The sequence below is a fragment of the Devosia sp. genome (genome assembly GCF_028290435.1).
Classification (GTDB): Bacteria; Pseudomonadota; Alphaproteobacteria; order Rhizobiales; family Devosiaceae; genus Devosia.
This window is the reverse complement of the sequence record NZ_JAQGJV010000081.1, coordinates 1-21,882: the sequence shown is the minus strand read 5'-3', so window position 1 is coordinate 21,882 and position 21,882 is coordinate 1. Positions and strand designations below refer to the sequence as shown.

At 60.9% G+C, this 21,882-nt stretch carries 21 protein-coding genes and 1 tRNA gene; 15 read left to right on the top strand and 7 right to left on the bottom strand.

The genetic code is table 11. The annotated features are described in order from the left end of the window. The 9 genes from JWP26_RS18050 to JWP26_RS18010 all read left to right on the top strand — a co-directional run. A partial coding sequence (locus tag JWP26_RS18050; protein WP_299730953.1) for an ABC transporter substrate-binding protein occupies window positions 1-1,029 on the top strand: 1,029 nt, incomplete at its 5' end. A 204-nt stretch (window positions 1,030-1,233) separates the two neighbouring features. Beyond that, window positions 1,234-2,061, top strand: a complete 828-nt coding sequence (locus JWP26_RS18045; protein WP_299730964.1) for a carbohydrate ABC transporter permease — start codon at window positions 1,234-1,236, stop codon at window positions 2,059-2,061. A gap of 58 nt (window positions 2,062-2,119) precedes the next feature. Continuing rightward, the gene (locus tag JWP26_RS18040; protein ID WP_299730962.1) at window positions 2,120-2,983 is read left to right on the top strand and encodes a carbohydrate ABC transporter permease; all 864 of its coding nucleotides are present in this window, start codon (window positions 2,120-2,122) and stop codon (window positions 2,981-2,983) included. 6 nt (window positions 2,984-2,989) lie between these two features. Next, on the top strand, window positions 2,990-4,078 hold the full coding sequence (locus tag JWP26_RS18035; RefSeq protein WP_299730950.1) for an ABC transporter ATP-binding protein: 1,089 nt from the start codon (window positions 2,990-2,992) through the stop codon (window positions 4,076-4,078). A gap of 163 nt (window positions 4,079-4,241) precedes the next feature. Continuing rightward, complete coding sequence (locus tag JWP26_RS18030; RefSeq protein WP_299730947.1) at window positions 4,242-4,991, top strand: sugar phosphate isomerase/epimerase; 750 nt, start codon at window positions 4,242-4,244, stop codon at window positions 4,989-4,991. Between the two features lie 36 nt (window positions 4,992-5,027). Next, window positions 5,028-5,813 (top strand): sugar phosphate isomerase/epimerase, encoded by a 786-nt coding sequence (locus JWP26_RS18025; RefSeq protein ID WP_299730959.1) that lies wholly within the window; start codon window positions 5,028-5,030, stop codon window positions 5,811-5,813. A gap of 1 nt (window position 5,814) precedes the next feature. Beyond that, window positions 5,815-6,960: a Gfo/Idh/MocA family oxidoreductase gene (locus JWP26_RS18020; RefSeq protein WP_299730944.1), complete on the top strand. Its 1,146-nt coding sequence runs from the start codon at window positions 5,815-5,817 to the stop codon at window positions 6,958-6,960. Window positions 6,961-7,099: 139 nt separating this feature from the next. Beyond that, window positions 7,100-8,152, top strand: coding sequence for a sugar phosphate isomerase/epimerase (locus JWP26_RS18015; RefSeq protein WP_299730941.1), 1,053 nt, complete (start codon window positions 7,100-7,102; stop codon window positions 8,150-8,152). An 11-nt stretch (window positions 8,153-8,163) separates the two neighbouring features. Continuing rightward, on the top strand, window positions 8,164-9,315 hold the full coding sequence (locus JWP26_RS18010) for a Gfo/Idh/MocA family oxidoreductase (RefSeq protein WP_299730937.1): 1,152 nt from the start codon (window positions 8,164-8,166) through the stop codon (window positions 9,313-9,315). Between the two features lie 46 nt (window positions 9,316-9,361). Here JWP26_RS18010 and JWP26_RS18005 read toward each other — a convergent pair whose 3' ends face one another. The 4 genes from JWP26_RS18005 to JWP26_RS17990 form a co-directional block, all read right to left on the bottom strand. Next, a complete protein-coding gene (locus JWP26_RS18005; protein WP_299730934.1) occupies window positions 9,362-10,228 on the bottom strand; it encodes a TraB/GumN family protein in 867 nt (288 codons plus the stop codon). Window positions 10,229-10,306: 78 nt separating this feature from the next. Then, window positions 10,307-11,050, bottom strand: coding sequence for a sulfite exporter TauE/SafE family protein (locus JWP26_RS18000; protein WP_299730931.1), 744 nt, complete (start codon window positions 11,048-11,050; stop codon window positions 10,307-10,309). A gap of 81 nt (window positions 11,051-11,131) precedes the next feature. Then, complete coding sequence (locus JWP26_RS17995; protein WP_299730928.1) at window positions 11,132-11,437, bottom strand: ETC complex I subunit; 306 nt, start codon at window positions 11,435-11,437, stop codon at window positions 11,132-11,134. A 62-nt stretch (window positions 11,438-11,499) separates the two neighbouring features. Further along, a tRNA-Pro gene (locus JWP26_RS17990) sits at window positions 11,500-11,576 on the bottom strand. Between the two features lie 104 nt (window positions 11,577-11,680). Here JWP26_RS17990 and JWP26_RS17985 point away from each other — a divergent pair. After that, window positions 11,681-12,418: a phosphatase PAP2 family protein gene (locus JWP26_RS17985; RefSeq protein ID WP_299730925.1), complete on the top strand. Its 738-nt coding sequence runs from the start codon at window positions 11,681-11,683 to the stop codon at window positions 12,416-12,418. Here JWP26_RS17985 and metC read toward each other — a convergent pair. Further along, window positions 12,400-13,587 carry a cystathionine beta-lyase gene (metC, locus tag JWP26_RS17980; protein ID WP_299730922.1) on the bottom strand — a complete coding sequence of 396 codons (1,188 nt, stop codon included), beginning with the start codon at window positions 13,585-13,587 and terminating at the stop codon, window positions 12,400-12,402. The two genes, JWP26_RS17985 and metC, sit on opposite strands and share 19 nt — an antisense overlap. A 213-nt stretch (window positions 13,588-13,800) precedes the next feature. Here metC and JWP26_RS17975 point away from each other — a divergent pair, with 213 nt between their 5' ends. The 5 genes from JWP26_RS17975 (at window position 13,801) to JWP26_RS17955 (ending at window position 19,206) form a co-directional block, all read left to right on the top strand. Next, entirely contained in the window at window positions 13,801-14,817 is a 1,017-nt protein-coding gene (locus JWP26_RS17975; RefSeq protein ID WP_299730919.1) for an amino acid ABC transporter substrate-binding protein, read from the top strand. 106 nt (window positions 14,818-14,923) lie between these two features. After that, window positions 14,924-16,114 (top strand): amino acid ABC transporter permease, encoded by a 1,191-nt coding sequence (locus JWP26_RS17970; RefSeq protein ID WP_299730917.1) that lies wholly within the window; start codon window positions 14,924-14,926, stop codon window positions 16,112-16,114. A 40-nt stretch (window positions 16,115-16,154) separates the two neighbouring features. Then, window positions 16,155-17,249 carry an amino acid ABC transporter permease gene (locus tag JWP26_RS17965; protein WP_299730956.1) on the top strand — a complete coding sequence of 365 codons (1,095 nt, stop codon included), beginning with the start codon at window positions 16,155-16,157 and terminating at the stop codon, window positions 17,247-17,249. A gap of 3 nt (window positions 17,250-17,252) precedes the next feature. Next, on the top strand, window positions 17,253-18,053 hold the full coding sequence (locus tag JWP26_RS17960) for an amino acid ABC transporter ATP-binding protein (protein WP_299730915.1): 801 nt from the start codon (window positions 17,253-17,255) through the stop codon (window positions 18,051-18,053). Between the two features lie 154 nt (window positions 18,054-18,207). After that, window positions 18,208-19,206, top strand: coding sequence for an amino acid ABC transporter substrate-binding protein (locus tag JWP26_RS17955; protein WP_299730912.1), 999 nt, complete (start codon window positions 18,208-18,210; stop codon window positions 19,204-19,206). A gap of 18 nt (window positions 19,207-19,224) precedes the next feature. Here JWP26_RS17955 and JWP26_RS17950 read toward each other — a convergent pair whose 3' ends face one another. Together JWP26_RS17950 and cls are read right to left on the bottom strand one after the other, a co-directional pair. Continuing rightward, window positions 19,225-19,941, bottom strand: coding sequence for an alanyl-tRNA editing protein (locus JWP26_RS17950; protein ID WP_299730909.1), 717 nt, complete (start codon window positions 19,939-19,941; stop codon window positions 19,225-19,227). Window positions 19,942-19,955: 14 nt separating this feature from the next. Then, the gene (gene cls / locus JWP26_RS17945; RefSeq protein ID WP_299730907.1) at window positions 19,956-21,407 is read right to left on the bottom strand and encodes a cardiolipin synthase; all 1,452 of its coding nucleotides are present in this window, start codon (window positions 21,405-21,407) and stop codon (window positions 19,956-19,958) included. Between the last annotated feature and the right edge of the window lie 475 nt (window positions 21,408-21,882).

The following is a 21,882-nucleotide window of genomic DNA, read 5'->3' as shown; positions in this document are numbered from 1 at the left end:
ATCATCAGCCGTATTCTTGGCGGCAACCCCATGGGCGCCACCCAGATGAACACCGGCCGCGATGCCGAGCAGCTCATCCAGGCTGGCCTGATGCAGGACCTGACCTCGGTTGCCGACGCTGAGCATTGGAAGGACGTCATCCGTCCGGCCAAGCTGATGGATTCTTGCATGTTCGAAGGCAAGATGTACTGCGTTCCGGTCAACATCCACTCCACGCAGTGGCTGTGGCTGAGCGACGCCGCCTTCAAGACGGCCGGTATCCCGACGCCGACCAACTGGAATGAATATGTCGCCGATTTCCCAAAGCTGAAGGAAGCCGGGATCCTGCCGATGGCTATCGGCCAGGGCTGGCCGATCAATACCATGTGGGGTTCGCTCCTGGCTGGTATCGGTGGTCTTGATCTGTTCCGTCAGGTCAACGTCGACAAGAACGCCGATGCCGTCCGTGGTCCTGAATTCAAGGCTGTGGTTCAGGCTCTCGCCGACGTGCGCGAAGCCACCGACTCCAATGCCATGGTTCCGCAGTGGAACGACGCGATCAACCTCGTGATCGAAGGCAAGGCAGCCGGTAACGTGATGGGCGACTGGGCTCAGGGCGAATTCGCCGTGGCCAACCAGGTTGCTGGCAAGGACTATGAATGCCTGCCGGGCCTTGGTCTGCATGACGTGGTCGACACCGGCGGCGACGCTTTCTACTTCCCCAAGAACAGCGATCCTGAAGTCACTCGTGCTCAGCTCGAGCTGGCCAAGATGCTGCTGACCCCCGAAGTGCAGGTTGCGTTCAACCTGAAGAAGGGCTCGATGCCAGTTCGCGGCGACGTCGATCTGAACGCTGCCAATGACTGCATGAAGAAGGGTCTCGCCATCCTTGCGAACCCCGAGAACGTACTGCCCACCGGTGACCAGAGCTTCAGCTCCGACACCCAGGGCCAGCTGCAGGATCTCGTGCTCGCATTCTTCGCCGACAAGTCGATGACTGTCGACGACATGCAGGCTCAGTTCGCCGACATCGTCGCCGCTGCCGATTAATTGGTAGTCCGACCATAGGCTAGGCGTGGCCGGCTTGGGGAAATCCCGGGCCGGCCATGTTTTCCACGAAGGCTCACAATGGGGCATCTATCCATGGCCGACGCGACACTGTCTGCGCAAAGCAAACCGGAACACGCAACCCGGCCAAGCTTCCTGCGCAACCTGCTACTGAAAAATCTGAGTGCCAAAATCGCGGCGCTCCCGATGATTGTCACCGTGCTCGTGGTGTTCGTCGGCTGCAGCGCCTGGAGTGTGTATTACTCCTTCACCAATTCGGGACAGCTCCCCAGCGGCAAGTTTGTCGGCTTTGCCCAATACGAGCGACTGTTTCATACGGCGCGATTTATCGGCGCCGCCAAAAATCTGGCGATGTACGGGGTGATGGCGCTGGTCTTCACCATGGTCATCGGCTTTTTGCTGGCCGTGCTGATGGATCAGAAAATCCGCTTCGAAAATACCTTCCGCACCATTCTGCTCTACCCGTTCGCGCTCTCGTTCATCGTGACGGGCCTGGTCTGGCAGTGGATCATGAATCCTAACTACGGGATCGAAAAGGTCCTGCATGACTGGGGCTTTACCAACCTGCATTTCGACCTGCTGAACAATGGCAACACCGTCATTTATGGCCTGGTCATTGCTGGCCTGTGGCAGGGCACCGGCTTCGTTATGGTGCTGATGCTGGCTGGCCTGCGTGGCGTCGACGAGGAAATCTGGAAAGCCGCTCGCGTTGATGGCATTCCCACCTGGCGCACTTACCTGCAGATCGTGCTGCCGATGATGCGCGGCGTGATCGTCACCACGCTGGTGATCGTCGGTTCGGGCATCGTGCGGCTATACGATCTGGTGGTCGCGCTGACCCAGGGCGGCCCGGGCTTCGCCTCCGACGTGCCGGCCAAGTATGTTTATGACTACATGTTCGGCCGCGCCAATCTGGGGCAGGGCCTGGCTGCATCCACCGTCATGCTGGTCACCGTGGCCATCATCCTCATCCCCTGGGCGTACCTCGAATTCGGCCCGAAGAAGAACAAATGACCGGAAGCGTCAGCAAGGGAGGCCAATCGTGGCAGTCGACACTTTAGAGCCCCGCGGCATGCGTCCGCGTCCGTTCTTCACACCCCGCAAGATCATCATCTATTCGCTGCTGTTCTTCGTATCGGTCTACTATCTGTTTCCGATGTACGTGATGATCGTGACCTCACTCAAGGATCTGGACGAGGTTCGCGGCGGCAACATCTTTGCCCTGCCGGTGCGCTTCACCTTCGATCCCTGGTTCAAGGCCTGGAACAGCGCCTGCACGGGCCTGTATTGCGAGGGGCTCAAGGTCGGGTTCTTCAACTCGGTCAAGATTACCGTCCCCAGCGTTATCGTCTCGGTGCTGATCGCCTCGATCAATGGCTATGCCCTGGTCAACTGGCGCTTCAAGGGCTCGGAAGTTTTCTTCGTCATCCTGCTGTTCGGCTCGTTCATCCCCTACCAGGTGATGCTCTATCCAATGGTGATCATCCTGCGCGAACTCAAGATGTTCTCCACCTTGCAGGGCGTCATCCTCATCCACACCATCTTCGGCATGCCGATCCTGACGCTGCTGTTCCGCAATTACTTCGCGTCCCTGCCGCCTGAATTGTTCAAGGCGGCGCGCGTCGACGGGGCAGGGTTCTGGCGGATTTTCTTCCAGATCATGGTGCCGATGTCGCTGCCGATCTTCGTGGTGGCAATGATCCTGCAGATCACAGGTATCTGGAACGACTTCCTGTTCGGCGTCATCTACGCCGGCAACCAGAATTATCCGATGACCGTGCAGCTTAATAACATCGTCAACTCCACGCAGGGCGTGAAGGAATACAACGTCAACATGGCCGCAACCATCCTGACGGGCCTCGTGCCCCTGGCGGTTTATTTCATCTCGGGAAAATGGTTCGTCCGCGGCATCGCTGCCGGCGCGGTGAAGGGATAACCTATTATGGAATCTAGTGTTTCAATCAAAAACCTGTCGCTCGATTTCGGCAGTGTCAAAGTGCTCCAGTCGCTCGATCTGGAAGTGGCCAGGGGCGAATTCATCGTCTTGCTGGGGCCCTCGGGCTGCGGCAAGTCGACCCTGCTGAACTGCATTGCCGGCCTGCTCGACGTCACCGAAGGGCAGATCTTCATCGGCGGCAAGAATGTCACCTGGGCCGAGCCCAAGGACCGTGGCATCGGCATGGTGTTCCAATCCTATGCGCTCTATCCGCAGATGACAGTGGAGCGGAACCTGTCGTTCGGCCTGCGCGTCGCCGGCATGCCCAAGGCGGAAATCGAGCAACGCGTGAATCGCGCCGCCGAAATCCTGCAGATCCAGCCGCTGCTGGCTCGGAAGCCCGCTAACCTGTCGGGCGGCCAGCGCCAGCGCGTCGCCATCGGGCGTGCCCTGGTTCGCGACGTGGATGTGTTCCTGTTCGACGAGCCGCTGTCCAACCTCGATGCCAAGCTGCGCAGCGACTTGCGCGTGGAAATCAAGCGGCTGCATCACCGTCTGAAGAATACGATGATCTACGTCACCCACGACCAGATCGAGGCACTGACCCTGGCCGACCGCATCGCCATCATGAAGAATGGCGAAATCCAGCAACTGGCCGATCCGCACACCATCTACAACCGCCCGGTCAACCTGTATGTCGCCGGTTTCATCGGCTCGCCCTCGATGAACTTCCTCGAAGGCACACTCAATGCCGCCAACCAGACCTTTGTTGCGGATGACGGCACCGTGGTGCCGATTGCGACCTATCAGTTTGCGACCCCGGTCAGCGGTTCGACCAAGGCTGTGCTGGGCGTTCGCCCTGAGCACATCGTGATCGGTGAGGAAGCCAAATCCAAGCCGTTCAATCAGGAAGTCGAAATCGAGATCGTCGAGCCCATGGGGTCGGACACGCTGGCCTGGACCAAGATCGCCGGCAAGGCCGTGACCTTCCGCTGCGACAGCGACGTGGTGATCACGACCGGCCAGAAAATCCTGGTCGGCTTCGATCCGGCGCGCGGCTCGCTGTTCAACGCCGAAACCACCAACCGCATTTGATGAACTGTTGCCGGCGCCTCGACGCCGGCAACGCTCACCGCGCCCGATCTCGGCCGATGTTACTTTTCAAGCAACAAACCTGTCGAACTGGCGCGATGTCGCATGACGAATGCGCTATCTCAGTGGTACTGATCTCCGTATGAACGTTAATCTGAGGCCAAAAGTGACCGAACTGTCCTTCCAGCTCTACAGCGCCCGCAATTTTCCGCCCACTGACGCCGTCCTCGCCAAGCTCAAGGCGCTGGGTTACGGACAGGTGGAAGGCTATGGCGGGCTTTATGCCGATGCTGCCACGCTGGCCGCTTCGCTCAAGGCTAATGGGCTGACCATGCCCACGGGCCATTTCGGCCTCGATATGCTCAAGGACATCTCGACCACGCTTAAGACCGCCGAGACGCTTGGCATCAAGACAGTGTTCTGCCCGGCCATTCCGCAGGACCAGCGCAAGCAGCCTGAAGCCGGCTGGGTGCAATTGGCCGAGACGCTGGCCGAGCTGGCCGTGACCTACAAGAAGGCCGGTCTCGGCTTTGGCTGGCACAATCACCACTTCGAATTCTGGCCGACCGAAACCGGCAAGCTGCCGATGAACATCATCCTCGATACCGCCAAGGATATCGAGTGGGAGGCCGACGTGGCCTGGATCGTGCGCGGCGAGAACGATCCGCAGAAGTGGTTCGACGCTTACGGCCAGCGCATCACCGCCGTCCACGTCAAGGACATCGCCCCCGCCGGCGTTGCCGAAGATGAAGATGGCTGGGCCGATCCGGGGCAGGGCACCATGGGCTGGGACAAGCTCATCGGCACCATTCGCGCCAAGACCCGCGCCCAGTATTTCGTTGCTGAACACGACAACCCGTCGGATGTGAATCGCTTCGCCACGCGCGCCATGGACGCGTGGAAGAGCTGGAAATAATCGGCTTCCCTCAGAAGCCACTCTATAAGGACCAAAATTATGGATATGTCGTTCCAGATGTTCAGCGGGCGCAATTACCCGCTTGATCAGGTGCTGAAAACCGTCGCCGATGCCGGCTACAAATATGTCGAGGGCTATGGTGGGCTCGATTACGCCTCCACCGACGGCGGCTTGGGTGGCCTTTATGGCGACCTGCCGGGCCTCAAGGCTAAGCTCGATGCCAACGGCCTGAGCATGCCGACCGCGCATGTCGGTCTAGATCTGCTGGAACAGCCCGATCGCGCATTGGCGATTAACGAGGCGCTGGGCACCACGGTGTTCATGTGCCCTTGGCTGTCGCCCGAGCAGCGCCCTACCGATATTGCCGGTTGGCAAGCCTTTGGCGAGCGTCTCGCCAAGCTGTCCGCGCCCTTCACCAAGGCCGGCATCACCTTCGGTTACCACAACCACGATTTCGAATTCGCCGTGCTGCCCGATGGCCGCTATCCAATGGACGTGCTGCTTGAAGCCGCTCCGGATATCTACACCGAAGCCGATATCGCCTGGATCTACCGCGGCAAGGCCGACGCCTTCGCCTGGCTGGAAAAGTTCGGCAAGCGCATCGTAGCCGTCCACGTCAAGGACATCGCGCCAGCCGGCCAGAACCTCGATGAAGATGGTTGGGCCGATGTCGGCTTTGGCACGCTGCCGTGGAAAGACCTGCTGAATCACGTCAAGGCCAAGACTGCGGCCCGCTACTTCGTGGCCGAGCACGACAATCCAAACGACATCACCCGCTTTGCCATTCGGTCCATCGCGACCGTCAATTCTTTCGGAGTCTAACATGGCCAAGACTTATGGCGTCGGCATCATGGGTGCCGGCAATATCTCGGGCGCCTATCTGCGTCTCGCGCCGCTGTTCAAGAATCTTGAAGTGCGCGCCATCGCCGATATCGTTCCGGCCGCCGCCCAGGCGCGCGCTGCCGAATACAACGTCAAGGCGCAGACCCCCGACGAGCTGCTGAAAAACAGTGAAGTCGATGTGATCGTCAACCTGACCATCCCCTCGACCCACTTTTCGGTGTCCAAGGACATCATCACCTCCGGCAAGCATGCCTATTCCGAAAAGCCCTTCGTCCTCAGCGTCGAAGAAGGCATCGCGCTCAAGGCCCTGGCCGCCGAGCACAAGGTGCTGGTCGGCTCGGCTCCGGACACGTTCCTGGGCGGCGCCCACCAGCAGGCTCGCTCGATCATCGACAGCGGCAAGATCGGCCGCATCGCTTCGGGCACCATGCACGTGCAAAGCCGCGGCATGGAACACTGGCATCCCAATCCGGACTTCTTCTTTCAGTCCGGCGGGGGCCCGATCCTCGATCTCGGCCCCTATTACATCACCGACCTGATCAGCCTCGTCGGGCCGATCAAGCGCGTCACCGCCTTTACCGGCATGGCCCGCGCCGAACGCGAGATCACCACGCCTGACTCCCCGCTCAAGGGCACGATGATCAAGGTTGGCACGCCAACCACGATCCACGCCGTGATGGAATTCCACAACGGCGCCATCATCACCTTGGGCGCGAGCTGGGACGTGGCCAGCCATGGCCACCACAATATCGAACTCTACGGCACCGACGGCTCGATTTTCGTGCCCGATCCCAACTTCTTCAATGGCGACCTGACCATTGCCAACCTCGAAGGCACCAAGGAAGCCGTAACGCCGTGGGACCACCCGTTCGGCAAGGCGAACCAGGAGCTCGACAAGCCCAATCCGCGCGCCAACTACCGCAATGCCGGCCTGTCCGACATGCTGTTGTCGCTCGAAGACGGCCATACGCCGCGCTGCGGCCTCGACGTGGCGCTCCATGCGATCGACGTCATGACGTCGATCCTGCGGGCTGGCGAAACCGGTCAGGTCATCACGCTGCAGACCACCTGCGAGCGTCCGGCAGCCCTTGGTCCCGACGAAGCGCGGGCTCTGCTGCGCGCCTGATGTGCGTACCTCATTGACAGGGGCAGTGCGCCGGTCAAGATTGATATCGGAATAATGAGCAGGCGGCGGTCACTCGCCGCCTGTTCCATAAAGCCGCAACAGAAGACTTGGCGCCAAGCGCCGACAGAGGAGAAACGACATGCGCACCATCAAGGGGCCAGCGATCTTTTTGGCCCAGTTCGCCGGCGACGCGGCACCATTCAATTCCTTCGACGCCATCTGCGGCTGGGCTGCCAATTACGGCTACAAGGGCGTGCAGATCCCGACCTGGGTTGGTAGCCTGATCGACCTGGAAAAGGCCGCTACATCCAAGACCTATGCCGACGAATTGGTCGGCACCGCCGCCAAGCACGGCATTGCCATCACCGAGCTATCAACCCATCTGCAGGGCCAGCTCGTCGCTGCGCATCCGGTCTATGACACCATGCTGGATGGCTTTGCCCCCGCATCGGTGCATGGCAATCCCAAGGCCCGCCAGGAATGGGCGGTGCAGCAGCTCATGTGGGCCGCCAAGGCTTCCAAGAATCTCGGTCTCACCGAGCACGCGACCTTTTCGGGCGCGCTGGCCTGGCCGTTCCTCTATCCGTTCCCGCAGCGTCCGGCTGGCCTCGTCGAGGAAGCCTTCGACGAGCTGGCCCGCCGCTGGACGCCCATCCTCAATGCCATGGACGAGAACGGCGTCGATCTCTGCTACGAGATCCATCCCGGCGAAGACCTGCACGACGGCGTCACCTACGAGATGTTCCTCGAGCGCGTGAACAACCATCCGCGCGCCAACCTGCTCTATGATCCCAGCCACTTCGTGCTGCAGCAGCTCGATTATCTCGACTACATCGACATCTATCACGAGCGCATCAAGATGTTCCACGTCAAGGATGCCGAGTTCAATCCGACCGGCCGACAGGGTGTTTATGGCGGCTATCAGAGCTGGATCAACCGGGCAGGGCGCTTCCGCTCGCTTGGCGACGGCCAGGTCGATTTCGCCTCGATCTTCTCCAAGATGGCGCAATACGACTTCGCGGGCTGGGCCGTGCTGGAATGGGAATGCGCTATCAAGCATCCCGAGGACGGCGCGCGCGAGGGCGCCGAATTCATCAAGAACCACATCATCCGCGTCACCGAACACGCCTTCGACGATTTCGCGTCGTCAGGTACGGACCTTGCCGCCAATCGCAAAATTCTCGGGCTCTGAGGGGAACAAAAATGGCTGAAAACGGCGCAAGGCGCATTCGTCTGGGCATGGTTGGCGGCGGCACGGGAGCTTTTATCGGCTACGTGCACCGCGTCGCCTCCCGCATCGATGGCGACTACGATCTAGTGGCAGGCGCCCTGTCGTCGCGCCCCGAAGTGGCTAAGGAATCCGGCCGCAATATCGGGCTGGCCGAAGACCGCATCTATACTAGCTACGAGGAGATGGCCCGCGCCGAAGCGGCCCGGCCCGATGGCATCGAGGCGGTGTCCATCGTCACGCCGAACCATATGCATTTCGGTCCGGCCAAGGCCTTCCTCGAAGCCGGCATCCATGTGATCTGCGACAAGCCGATCACCTCGACGCTGGAAGACGCCCGCGCTTTGGCCAATATCAAACCGAAGAATGGCGCCAAATTCCTGCTCACGCACAACTATACCGGCTATCCGTTGATCCGGCAGGCCCGGCAACTGGTGGAGTCGGGCGCGCTGGGGACCATCCGTGTCGTCCAGGCCGAATATCCGCAGGATTGGCTGACTGAAGCCGCTGCCGACGACAACAAACAGGCCTCCTGGCGTACCGACCCGGCCCGCTCTGGCGCTGGCGGCGCCATCGGCGATATCGGCACCCATGCCTATAACCTGCTGCGCTTCGTCACCGGCCTCAAGACCGAGGCCGTCTCGGCCGACCTGACCAGCTTCGTGCCTGGCCGCCAGCTCGATGACAATGTCCACATCATGCTGCGCTTCCAGGGCGGCGCCAAGGGCATGCTCTGGGCCAGCCAGGTGGCAGTCGGCTGCGAGAATGGCCTGCAATTGCGCGTCTATGGCGACAAGGGTGGCCTTGAATGGCGCCAGGACAATCCGAACTACATGTGGTTCACCGAATTCGGCAAACCCAAGCAGTTGCTGACCCGCGGCGGCGCCATCTCCGGCAATGCCGCCTCGACCATGAACGTGCGCGTTCCCTCGGGCCATCCCGAAGGGTACCTGGAAGCGTTCGCCACGCTCTATAGCCAGTTCGCCGAAGTCATTCGCGGCAACGGCGCGCCCTATGACGGCCTGCTGCCGACCCTGGCCGACGGCGTCGAAGGCATGGAATTCATCGTGGCCTCGGTGCAGTCTAGCAAAGCCGATGGCAAGTGGACCAAGCTCAGCGAGGTCTGAGTTCTCCGGTTGAGAATGACGGGCGTCGCAGCAATGCGGCGCCTTTTTATTGCAGCCGCTTCACGCTGAAGCCCGACTTTTCCAGCAGGTCCACCAGGCTGCCATCGCCCACCAGGTGGCCGGCGCCGACGACGATCAGGTCCTGCTCATTGTCTGCGAGCATGGTGTCGATCTTGGCCACCCAAGTCTGATTGCGGTCGAAGATCAGGCGCTGGGTGAAGGCGTCGTAGCCGGCAAGATCGTCGAAAAAGGCATCGGCCATCACGTCCGGCGTGCCGGCGGCCCAGGCGGTGACCATGGCGTCGAGCTGGCCGGGCAGGTAGTCAAGCTTGTCAAGCGTATCCACCAGCATGCCGACCTGCTCCTCCTGCGGCGCGCTGGCGAGAAAGCTGAGCTGCTCGTCGCTGGTCTCGAAATAGGCTTTCCGTTCGCGCGGCAGCTCGCGCTGCAAGGCAATATCCACCCCGCTATTGGGATCATATCCAAGCGCCACGATCACCGCCGTACTAATCATATTGGTGGCAAGCCAGGGCTGCATCGCCTGGATCGTCCCCACCGGCAGGCCAAGTCGGGTGATGGTGGAGCGTAGGGTGGTCGCGTCCGCCGTGTCCAATTGGCTTGAAAGCGTGGTGCCGAGCGGATTGAGGCCCATGGCCATTGCCTTGGCGAGGATTGCTCCCTGTACGGCGGAGCCGACATCGGTCTCAAAATAGACGCGGTCGGCGCCGGCCATGGTGCGCTCGAAAATGTCGGTGCGCCACTCGGTGGCGGGCGGCAGCAGATGGAACGATCCGAACAGCCATATCTTGCTATCGCCGTCGCTGACTTCCCACAGGGCAGGGGCCGCATTGGCCGGAACGGCGGCAGCGAGCAGCGAAGTTGCGACGGCGAGAACGCGGATGGACGGAGTCATGGTGAAATCCAGTTGGTTGACCGTACTTTGACAGATCACCGTAGGCCGCCAAACCAAAAACCGCATTACGCGGGACGGCTACAGCCAATGCGCCACGGTGCCCCAAATCAGCGTCAATCCGGACGCCAGCAGCAATAATAGAATCATGCGGCGGAAGGCCTGCGCGTTGAGCCGGTGAAACAGCAACACGCCCAGCAGGGCGGGCAGCGCCAGCGCCGGCGCGATGATCGCGAACATCTGGAGCGCCTCGCCGGTGATCGAGCCGGTAAACGCGTAGATCGTCAGCGTCGTCGTGTGCATGGCGATGTTGAACGCTTGCAGCACGCCGCGCTGCGTTTCCTTGCTCCAACCGCGCAGATTGGTCCACAGCGTCGGCACCGGGCCGGATATGCCGCCAATGCCGCCCAGAAGGCCGCCGCAGAAACCGGCCATTGCGTCGGCGACACGCCCGCCGCGCTCCCATTTATAATCGTGCGGCAGCAGCAGCATGACCGGGCAATAGACCAGCAGGAATACGCCAAGTCCGAATTTGAACATTTCGGGGTCGAACCAAGCCAAAAGCACGACGCCGAACGGCACGCCGATCAAGCCGCCGATGAGCAATGGCAGCAGTTTCTTGAACTCAAACCCGCGCCACACGAAGGGCAGGGTCACCAATTGCCCGACGAAGGCGCCAAACACCGACATCGGCGCCGCCAGTTGCGGCTCGACCGCCCAGGCCCAAACCGAAAGCGCCACCAGCGAAAACGCAAATCCCGAAACGCCCTGCGCAAAGCCGGCCGCCGCAGCGCCGGCAAGGACGATCAACAGTGCGGCATCCATCGACAACACTCCAAAAAATCAAAAGCGCCACAATGGCTTGCGGCGCTTGGGTGATTCTTTTTATAGCGAACGCAGATGACGCTAATGCGTCCAGGGCGTCTTCCGGTCGGAGCGGAAATTGTCCGGATAGCTCACCTTTTTGGGCGTCGCGTCATGCGCAGGCTGCACCGAATAGGGGATGCCGTTCTTCTGGGCATAGGCCTCGGCGGCTTCGAGCGTATCGAAAGACAGCTTGATCTGCTGGCGCGTGTCGCTCGAGGTCGTATAGCCCATCAACGGATCGATGCCGCGGGCCGAGGCCTGCTCGTGCACCAGGATCCAGTCTTTGGATTTGCCCTTGCCTGACTGCATGGCGTTCGGGGCGGGGCGGTAGATGCGGGCAGTCATGCGAGGTCCTCAACAAACCTTGTTGCTGCCTGGATCATGCAGCAGGCACGAAGAAAATGCGATGGTCGGAGTACAAAGATTCGAACTTTGGACCCCTGGTTCCCAAAACCAGTGCTCTACCAGGCTGAGCTACACTCCGAGATCGCCGCATCCCGATACCGTGTCCGATCGCAAAGGGCAAGTGCGCACACTGTTTTACATGCGCTATTGACGCTGCCGCGCCGCCACCCGAGAAAGCTTCCCATGATCGATCTGACAAAACCCTGGCCCCCTGGCCTCAATCGCGACACCTGGCTGCTGTTTCTGCTCGGTTTTGTGGTCGCCCTGCTGCTGGTGTCGCAGGTCGACGTGTGGGCATCGCGCGGTGCCATCGGCTGGCCCGAAGCGTGGCGCGCGCCGTTTTTTGCCATCACCGACTATGGCGTATCGGATTGGGTGCTGATTCCCTCCCTGGCCCTTTTCTTGATTGCCGTTTTTGCGGGCCACTTTCTGCGCGGCCTGAAACGGTTGGCAGCCTATGAGGTCTCGATGCTCGCCGGTTATATCTTCGTCGGAGTCGGCCTGCCTGGATTAGTGGCAAACCTGATCAAGCGCGTGATCGGGCGGGGGCGTCCGGATATGTTCGAAGAGTTCGGAGCCTACAGCTTCCACAATGTGGTCAACGATTGGACTTTTCAGAGCTTCCCCTCGGGCCACGCGACAACAGCCATCGGCATTGCCTTCACGGTCGGTTTCCTGGCGCCGCGGCTGTTCTTATGGCTGCTGGCTGCGGGCATTTTCGTCGCCATCTCGCGGGTGCCCGTGGGCATGCATTACCCCTCCGACGTATTCGGAGGGGCCTGCCTGGGCCTGATCGGCGCTTATGTGGTGCGTTACTTTTTCGCCAGGCGCCGCTGGATGTTCAAGTTCCGCCCCGACAACCACATTGTCACGCGGCCATTATGCGCGATCCGCCGGCTCTATCAGCGGGCGCGCGCATAGCGCTCCAGCGCGGCGGCGAGATCGGCCTTGAGGTCGTCGACGCCCTCCAGCCCGATATGCAGCCGCAGCATATTGCCCTCGCGCGTCCATGGCACGGCGGTGCGCATTTTGTGGGGATTGGAGGGTATGCAGAGGCTTTCGTAGCCGCCCCAGGAATAGCCCATCGTGAAGATATTGAGATGATCGAGGAAAGCTGCGAGCGCATCGCGCGGCGCAGGCTTCAGCAAAATGCTGAACAGGCTGCCCGAGCCGCTGAAGTCGCGCTTGAAGATCGCGTGGTCGGGATGGCTCGGTAAAGCCGGGTGGAACACCGTGTCCACCTCCTTCTGACCCTCGAGCCAGGTGGCGATCTCCAGAGCGCGCCGCTCGTGTTCCTTCATGCGGATCGCCAGCGTGCGCAATCCGCGCGCCACCAGATAGGCATCGTCGCCGGAGGCAAAGAAGCCCAGTAGTTTGCGGGTCCCCTCGACATCGTCCCAGCACGCTTCCGTCGTGGAAATCGTGCCGGCGAACGCGTCCGAGTGCCCAACGAACATCTTGGTGCCGGCATGAATGACGATATCGGCGCCAAGCTTGAGCGGCTGGTGAAACAGAGGGCTGGCCCAGCTATTGTCCACAATCAAGCGGACACCCGCAGCGCGGGTCGCGGCCGAGATAGCCGGCAAGTCGTGTACTTCGAAGGTCACCGAACCCGGGCTTTCAGCCAACACGGCCCGCGTGCGCGGCCCGATCATGGCGGCGATACCCGCGCCGATATGCGGATCGAAATATCGTGTCGTCACCCCCATACGGGCGAGGAAGCCGTCGGCAAAGTTGCGTCCGGGCTCATAGGCGGTATCGGTGATCAGCACCTCGTCACCCGCCTTGACGCAGCTCAGCAGCGCGATGGTGATTGCTGCAAGCCCCGAAGGCACCAGCTTGGTGCGATAGGCTCCCTCCAGCGCCGTAACGATGGCTTCAACGCCCTCGGTGGTGGGATTGCCCGCCCGGCCATAGAGAAACCGCTGCTCCTGGGCATCGATATCGGCGAGGGTTTTGAACAATACCGTCGAGCCGCGATAGACCGGCGTGTTGACGAAACCGAACTGTTCGTCGGGTTCGCGCCCCAGATGAGTGAGCAGCGTTTCCATCGACGGCGTCCGTAAATCGCCCGCGTTTTCATCAGTCATCGCACCAGCCTGCCCAAAATCAAATCACTCTCGGTATAAAGCTCAAAAAAGCGACAGCCTTGCTGTCACAACGGCCTATCGGGCCTTGACGCCCGTACCATTAGCCGCTTCGATGGTTACCAGCATCACAACCGCCGTCAAAGCGGTGGTGCAACCGAGAGCCATCAAAGCGCTCCGGATAAAAGAAACAAGGTCAGGAACAAAGGCAAGGCAATGCAAATAAAGTTTCTCGCAATAGCGGCAGCGGCCGCACTCACCTTCGGCGCCACCGCCGCTCATGCCGATACTCTGGCCGACGTAAAGGCCAAGGGCTATGTGCAGTGCGGCGTGACCGGCGGCGTCGCTGGTTTCTCGGCACCAGATGCCAACAATGAATGGGCCGGCCTCGAAGTTGACTTCTGCAAGGCCGTTGCTGCTGCCATTTTCAACGACGCGACCAAGGTTCGCTACACCCCGCTGACGTCGCAGGAACGCTTCACGGCGCTGTCCGCCGGCGAAATCGATATCCTGTCGCGCACCACCACCTGGACCATGAGCCGCGATACCCAGCTCGGCATCAAGTTCATCGGCACCATGTACTATGACGGCCAGGGCTTCATGGTCCGCAAGGCCGACGGCATCAAATCGGCGCTGGACCTGTCGGGCGCTGCCATCTGCATCGAGTCGGGCACCACCACCGAGCTGAATGCGGCTGACTACTTCGCCACCAACAAGCTCGAATTCAACACCGTCGTGTTCGTCGATCAGGACGAAGTCGTGAAGGCCTATGAAGATGGCCGTTGCGACGTCTACACCACCGACGCTTCGGCACTGGCGGCCGAGCGCTCCAAGTTTGCCGTTCCCGACGACCACATCATCCTGCCCGAAATCATCTCCAAGGAACCCCTTGGCCCCGTGGTTCGCCAGGGCGACGACACCTGGTTCAACATCAATCGCTGGACCTATTTCGCCCTGCTGCAGGCCGAAGAACTGGGCGTGACCCAGGCCAACGTTGACGAAATGCTCGGTTCCGATAATCCGGAAATCAAGCGCCTGCTCGGCGTTGAAGGCGACTTCGGCACGCCGCTCGGCCTGACCAAGGACTGGGCTTACCAGATCGTCAAGCTCGTCGGTAACTACGGCGAATCGTTCAACCGCAATGTCGGCCCGGATACCCCGATCGGGCTTGCCCGTGGCCTGAACGCCCTCTGGAAAGACGGCGGCCTCCAATACGCTGCGCCGATCCGCTAAGATTATTGATGCCCGGCGCCATTGAGTTGGTGCCGGGTTTCTCTCTTATCGGGCACGGCCAGCCATCACTGGCTTGAATTCAGGGTGCAAGGGGACCGGCGTACCTATGGCAATGCTTGAGTCTGCGGGGCAACAGCCACCGCGAACAGCTTTCTACAATGACCCCGTCGTTCGGGGCATCATTTACCAAGTCGTCGTCGGCGTGTTGCTGGTCGTGTTCGTCACTTGGATCGTCCACAACACCTCGATCAATCTGGCCGCTCAAGGCAAAACCACGGGCTTCGACTTCCTGGGCAAGACCGCCGGTTTTCCGATCGGTTTCTCGCTGTTCGAATTCACCCGCGAGTCCACCTACTGGCAGGCGTTCCTAGTCGGCATAACCAACACCCTATTGGTGGCAGTCATCGCCATCTTCTTTTCGACGATCATCGGATTCACCCTTGGTATCGCCCGGCTGTCCTCGAATTTTCTGATCTCGCGGCTCGCCACAATCTATGTCGAGACCATCCGCAATATCCCGCTGCTGCTGCAATTGTTCTTCTGGTATTTCGCCGTGCTCAAGGCGATGCCGGCGGTAAAGGACTCTTTCGCGCTGCCGTTCGATATGTTCATCAACCAGCGTGGCCTGTTTGTTCCGAGGCCGCAGCCCGATGCCCAGTTCAGCTGGATTTATGTCGCCATCCTGCTTGGTCTGGTTGGCGCATTCCTGATCCAGCGCTGGGCCAAGCGCCGCCTTGAGGCGACCGGCAAGCGCTTTCCGGTGTTGCTGTCCTCTGCAGCACTGATGATTGTTCTGGTTCTCGTCGTCTGGTTTGCCAGTGGCGCCGCGGTCACCTTCGACCCGCCGGTTCTGAACCGCTTCAATTTCAAGGGCGGCCTGGAACTGCCGCCCGAATTCGTGGCTTTGGCCTGGGGGCTGAGCATCTACACGGCCTCCTTCATCGCCGAAACCGTGCGTGCCGGTATCCTGGCGGTCAATCACGGGCAGACCGAGGCCGCGCAATCGCTTGGGCTCAAAGACAGCGATCGGCTGAGGCTGGTGGTCATTCCCCAGGCCATGCGGGTCATCATTCCACCGCTGACCAGCCAGTATCTCAACCTGACGAAGAACTCATCGCTCGGCGCCGCCATCGGTTATTCCGAGGTGGTGAACGTGTTTGCCGGCACTGCCCTGGGCCAGAGCGGCCGCGCCATCGAGGTCATCGCCATGACCATGGCGTTCTATCTGACGATCTCGCTGCTCACCTCGGCAATCATGAACTGGTACAACGCCCGCGTGGCGCTGGTCGAACGATAGGAGCGCGCAATTGACCGATATTTCCTTCGTTCGCAGTGAAATGACCGGCGCCTCGCCGGCCCCGAATCCCACGTCGGGCCCGCTCGTCTGGGTGCGTAAGAACCTCTTCGCCACGCCGAGCGATACCTTACTGACGCTGCTTGGCCTGGCGTTCCTCGCCTGGATCGTCCCGCCACTTTATGGTTTCCTGATCGGGCGGGCCGTGCCGCCGGGTGGTACGGTCGAGCAATGCCGTGTCGAGAACGTCGGCGCCTGCTGGGCCTATATCGCCAGCGAGCTCGATTTCTTCGTCTATGGCTTCTATCCGGCCGCAGAATATTGGCGCGTCAATATCGTCTTCGCCATGCTGGCGCTGCTGATCATTCCCTTGGCCATGCCGAAGGCACCATACAAGCGGCTCAATGCCATCCTGTTTATCATCGCGTTCCCGATCGCCAGCGTCATCCTGCTGAGCGGCGGGGTATTCGGTCTGCGCTACGTTCCCACCGAGCAATGGGGCGGGCTGATGGTGACGTTGATTATCTCGGTGGTGGGCATCTGCCTGTCGCTGCCGCTGGGCATCGTGCTGGCGCTTGGCCGGCAATCGAGCATGCCGATCATCAAATCGATCTGCGTCGCCTTCATCGAATTGATCCGTGCCGTGCCGCTTATCACCATTCTGTTCATGGCATCGATCATGCTGCCACTGTTTATGCCAGCCGGCGTGACGGTGGATAAGTTCCTGCGCGCTCTGGTCGGCGTGACGTTGTTCTCGTCCGCCTATATGGCCGAAGTTGTCCGCGGCGGTATGCAGGCCATCGGCCGCGGCCAATATGAAGCGGCAGCGGCGCTGGGCCTCAGTTACTGGAAGCGGATGGGTTTCATCATTCTGCCCCAGGCGCTGAAACATGTCATTCCCGGCATCGTCAACAGCTTCATCGCGCTCTTCAAAGACACGTCCCTAGTCTATATCGTGGGTATGAAGGACTTGCTGGAGGCGGTGAAGACCAAGAACGACGCCATCGAATGGGCTTCCCCCACTCAGGCCATCACCGGCTACATCTTCGCCGCCGCGGTGTTCTGGATGTTTTGTTTTTCAATGTCGCGCTATTCGCAGTTCATGGAACGGCGCCTGAATACCGGCCACAAGAGGTAAATCATGTCCATCGCAACCGACCCCACTGCCGGGCAGCCCGTGACCCGCTCCAAGATGCAGATCTCCAAGACCGACGTGGCGATCGACGTCATCGGCATGAACAAGTGGTATGCCGATTTCCACGTGCTGCGCGATATCGACCTCAGGGTGATGCGCGGCGAGCGCATCGTCATCGCCGGCCCCTCGGGTTCCGGCAAATCGACGCTGATCCGCTGCATCAACCGGCTGGAAGAGCACCAGCAGGGCCAGATCATCGTCAACGGCACCGAATTGACCAATGACCTCAAGCGCATCGATGAAGTGCGCCGCGAAGTGGGCATGGTGTTCCAGCACTTCAACCTGTTCCCGCATCTGACCATTCTGCAGAACCTGACGCTGGCGCCGATCTGGGTGCGCGGTATTCCCAAGGCCGAGGCGGAAGCGACCGCCATGCATTATCTCAACCGGGTCAAGATTCCCGAGCAGGCGCTGAAGTTCCCTGGCCAGCTCTCCGGCGGCCAGCAGCAGCGCGTGGCGATTGCTCGTTCGCTCTGCATGCAGCCCAAGATCATGCTGTTCGATGAGCCCACCTCGGCGCTCGATCCCGAAATGGTCAAGGAAGTGCTGGAGGTGATGATTTCGCTGGCCGAAGAAGGCATGACCATGATCTGCGTGACCCACGAAATGGGTTTCGCCCGCCAGGTCGCCAATCGGGTCATCTTCATGGACCAGGGCCAGATCATCGAGCAGAACGAGCCGGAGGCTTTCTTCTCCAATCCGCAGCATGAGCGCACGAAGCTGTTCCTGAGCCAGATCCTGCACTGACCGGTTCCGCGAAAAGCTGGGGCAATCCGCTTGTTGGCTTGACCGCTTCGGGCCAGGGGCAGATATGCTTCGCGCCATGACAGGGCAGGGCAGGTTTGGGCTGAATACAATGCAAGGGTGGCGAGTTACGCTCGCCGCCCTGTTGCTTGCCGTTATGGTCTTGCCTGCCTGGGCGCAGACGCTCGATGTGCCGTCTCCCAAAATCTCCACGCTGCAAACGGTTCGCGACCGGGGCTTTTTGATCTGCGGCGCCACCAATCCACTGCCCGGCTTCGCCCAGCAGGATGCGGACGGCAAATGGAGCGGTTTCGACGTCGATTTGTGCCGCGGCATTGCCGCCGCCGTGTTCGGTGATCCCGACAAGATTGAGTTTCGTTCCTTGCGCGGCGAGGCCCGGTTCGCTTGGCTGCAGACCGGTGCCGTTGATGTGCTGACCCGCAACGGCGCCTGGAGCCAGCAGCGCGACACGCTCTATGGCGCCAATTTCGTGGCCCCGACATTCTTCGATGGCCAGGCATTCATGGTCCCGCAATCGCTGGGCATCGTCTCGGCCTATGAGCTCGACAATGTCAGCGTCTGCGTCATCGATAGCGGCGACGAGCTCGAACGCATGGAAGAGTTCTTCTTCACCAACCAGGCCACCTATTCGGAGGTGGTCTATGAGGACGCGGCCGATCTCGCCATCGCCTATCGCGCCGGGCTGTGCCAAGCGGTGTCCGCCACTGGGCGCCAGCTCCAGGCCATCCGCCGCGGCCTGCCCGAACCCGCGACCAATCGCATCCTGCCTGAGCATATTTCCAAGGAACTGCTCGGCCCGGTGGTGCGTACCGGCGATGACCAGTGGTTCGAAATCGTGCGCTGGACCATCTATACCCTGATCAATGCTGAGGAACTTGGTGTTACCTCGCTGAATATAGACTCGCTGGCCGCGACGAGGACAACTGGAGTTCGTCGCCTGCTTGGCCTCGACGGCGACTTCGGCACGGCGCTCGGCCTGTCGCCCAAGTTCATGAGCAATGTCGTCCGCGCCATCGGGAACTACGCAGAACTTTATGACCGCCATTTCGGCCCGCAGACCGGCGCGGCCCTGCTGCGCGGCCAGAATGCGCTGTGGAGCAATGGCGGATTGCTCTATGCGCCGCCCATAAACTAGGGACCGCTCCTGCGGATTCTAATCGGCAAATAACAGGCTTACGCGCCTGTTTTGCTTGCCTTTATTCTCGACCTTGCCAATCGACAGCGCGCCGATTTCGCGGGTGTTGCGCACATGCGTGCCGCCGCAAGGCTGCAGGTCAACAGTCCCGATCCGTACCAGCCGGACGCGACCCTGACCCATTGGAGGCTTGACGTTCATGGTCTTGATCAAGTCCGGATTGGCGGCCATTTCGGCATCGGTGATCCATTCGGTGGTCACATCATGGGCGTCCGTGACCATGGCGTTGAGCTGGGCTTCCAGCTCGGCCAGGTTCTCGGGTGCCTCCGGCATGTTGAAATCGAGCCGCCCCTTGTCCTCGCCGATCGAGCCGCCGGTGACCGCAAAGGGCAGCACCACCGAGAGCAGATGCAGCGCCGTGTGCATGCGCATCAGCTTGTAGCGCCGATCCCAGTCGATCTTCGCCGTGACGAGCTCACCGATGGCAGACAGGGCGGAGCCTTCGGCCGGGACGTGCACGATGGCGGTCTTGTCTCCCTCGGGATGGATCGCCGTGGCAATGGCGATGCTCGATCCGTCGGCGCGCACCAGAGTGCCACTGTCGCCGGGTTGTCCGCCCGAGGCGGCATAGAAATTGGTACGGTCGAGCACGATGCCGCCAGCGTCGGTCAGGGCGGTCACCGTGGCCGGTGTTTCCTGCTGATAGCTGTCATCGCGAAACAGAAATTGCGTCATGGCATAAAGGTCTTTCAGAGAACTGGCGACAGCAGCCGCGCCGCCTGGGTGGCAAAGCGCATGCGCATCGGTCGGGTTTTGACTTCGTAAAGATCGACCTGGCGGCAATTCTTGAAGTCATCGAGCAGCATGGTTTCCACCGCGGTGATGGTCTTGGGATCGGTGAACCAGAGGGTGATCTCGAAATTTATGGCGAAGGAGCGGTTGTCGAAATTGGCGCTGCCGACGCTGGTGATGCGATCATCCATCAGCACCACTTTCTGGTGCAGGAAGCCGGCGGTGTAGCGATAGATGGAGATACCGTGCTCGACCATGGCGTCGGCATGGGCGATGCTGGCGAGCCAGACGATTTTATGATCGGGTTCTTCCGGCAGCATGATGCGCACGTCAACGCCGCGCAATTGTGCCGCGTATAGCGCGGTGCGCACGTCGGTATCGGGCACGAAATAGGGGCTGACGATCCATAGCCGCTCGCGCGCCTGCGAGATCGCGTCAGTGAAGGCGATGGCGCATTCCTCGAGCTTGTCGGCCGGCCCGCTGCCCATCACGAGCACCGATTGATCGCCGGGCGTCGGCACCAGGGCAGGCGGCGTCGAGGACAGCAGTTCGCCGGTGGCCCAGGCCCAGTCCTCGCGGAACAGCAGCGCACAGCCGAGCGTGGCGGGACCAGCCACACGGACATGGGTATCGCGCCAACGGCCGAACTTCTTGTTTTCGCCGAGATATTCGACGCCGACATTATGCCCGCCGACCCAGGCCACTTCGCCATCGACCACGACGATCTTGCGGTGATTGCGGTAGTTGATCTGCGTCGGGCCGTAAAAACGCATGAATTTGTGGCGCTGGTTGAAACCGGCGACCTTGACGCCGGCATCGCGCAACCGGGTGCGGAACCGCTTGGGCATGCCCGTGCTGCCAACGTCGTCGTAGAGCAGGTAGACCTTGACCCCGGCCAGGGCGCGCTCAATCAGGCGCTCGGCCAGTTCTTCGCCCAGCCGGTCGTCGCGCACGATGTAGAATTGGACGAAGAGGTAGGTCTTGGCCTTGCTGATGCCCTCGAAAATTGAGTCGAACGTAGCCTTACCGTCGATCAGGAGTTCAACTTCGTTACCGCTCAGGAACGGGACCTCGGAGACCTTGGTCTGCACCGGCCAAAGCGCGCCGCTGTCGTGATCGATCAGGGCCAGATCCTTGGCGCGTAGCGGCCGGGCCGAGCGGCCGTTGCGAATCCGGTCGGTGGCGTAATCGTCAAAGGCCTTCCAGCCGAAGATCAAATACAAAAAGGCGGTCGGAAAGGGCAGCAGCCCCAGCGACAGCAGCCAGGCAATCGAGCCCTGCGAGGTGCGCGAGTTCATGATCTCGCGCACGGCACAGACAAAGGCCAGCAGGTAAACCGCCCCGGTAATGGCGGCGACGATGTGCAGATCCCGGACGATCATGCCCAGAATGTATTCGATGCCAACCACGGGCTCTCATCCAGTTTCGTTGCGCGGCACTGTAGCAGCGATGCGGGCAGGGGCAATGGCCTGCGTCCGCTGGGCCGGTGTGGCTCACGGTTTTGGAAAGACTGCGGCATGCGGCGAGACGTGCCTCATGGTTTTGTAGATAAGCGAGACAGCGCCTCGCCGCATGCGATGGGGTTTCTGGCCGCCCGAACGTGGTCTCCATTATTTCAGGAGACGAACGTCGCGCTGGCCCAGGGATCGCGCGACCGCATTCCCCTCCCACCAAACTCCCCACGGCCGTTCGTCGCGAACCCGCAGCCATTGTGGAGATATCGGGGGTGATTATGGCGGAGGTTTTTGGGGTGGGGATTAGTTGGGTAAGTTGGACGGATCGGGGCTAAACGTCACCCCCTCCCAGCCTCCCCCATCAAGGGGGAGGTGTCTCTCCACTCCTGGGGTAAGATCGCGTCCAATCCGCTCATTCTGGAGACACAAT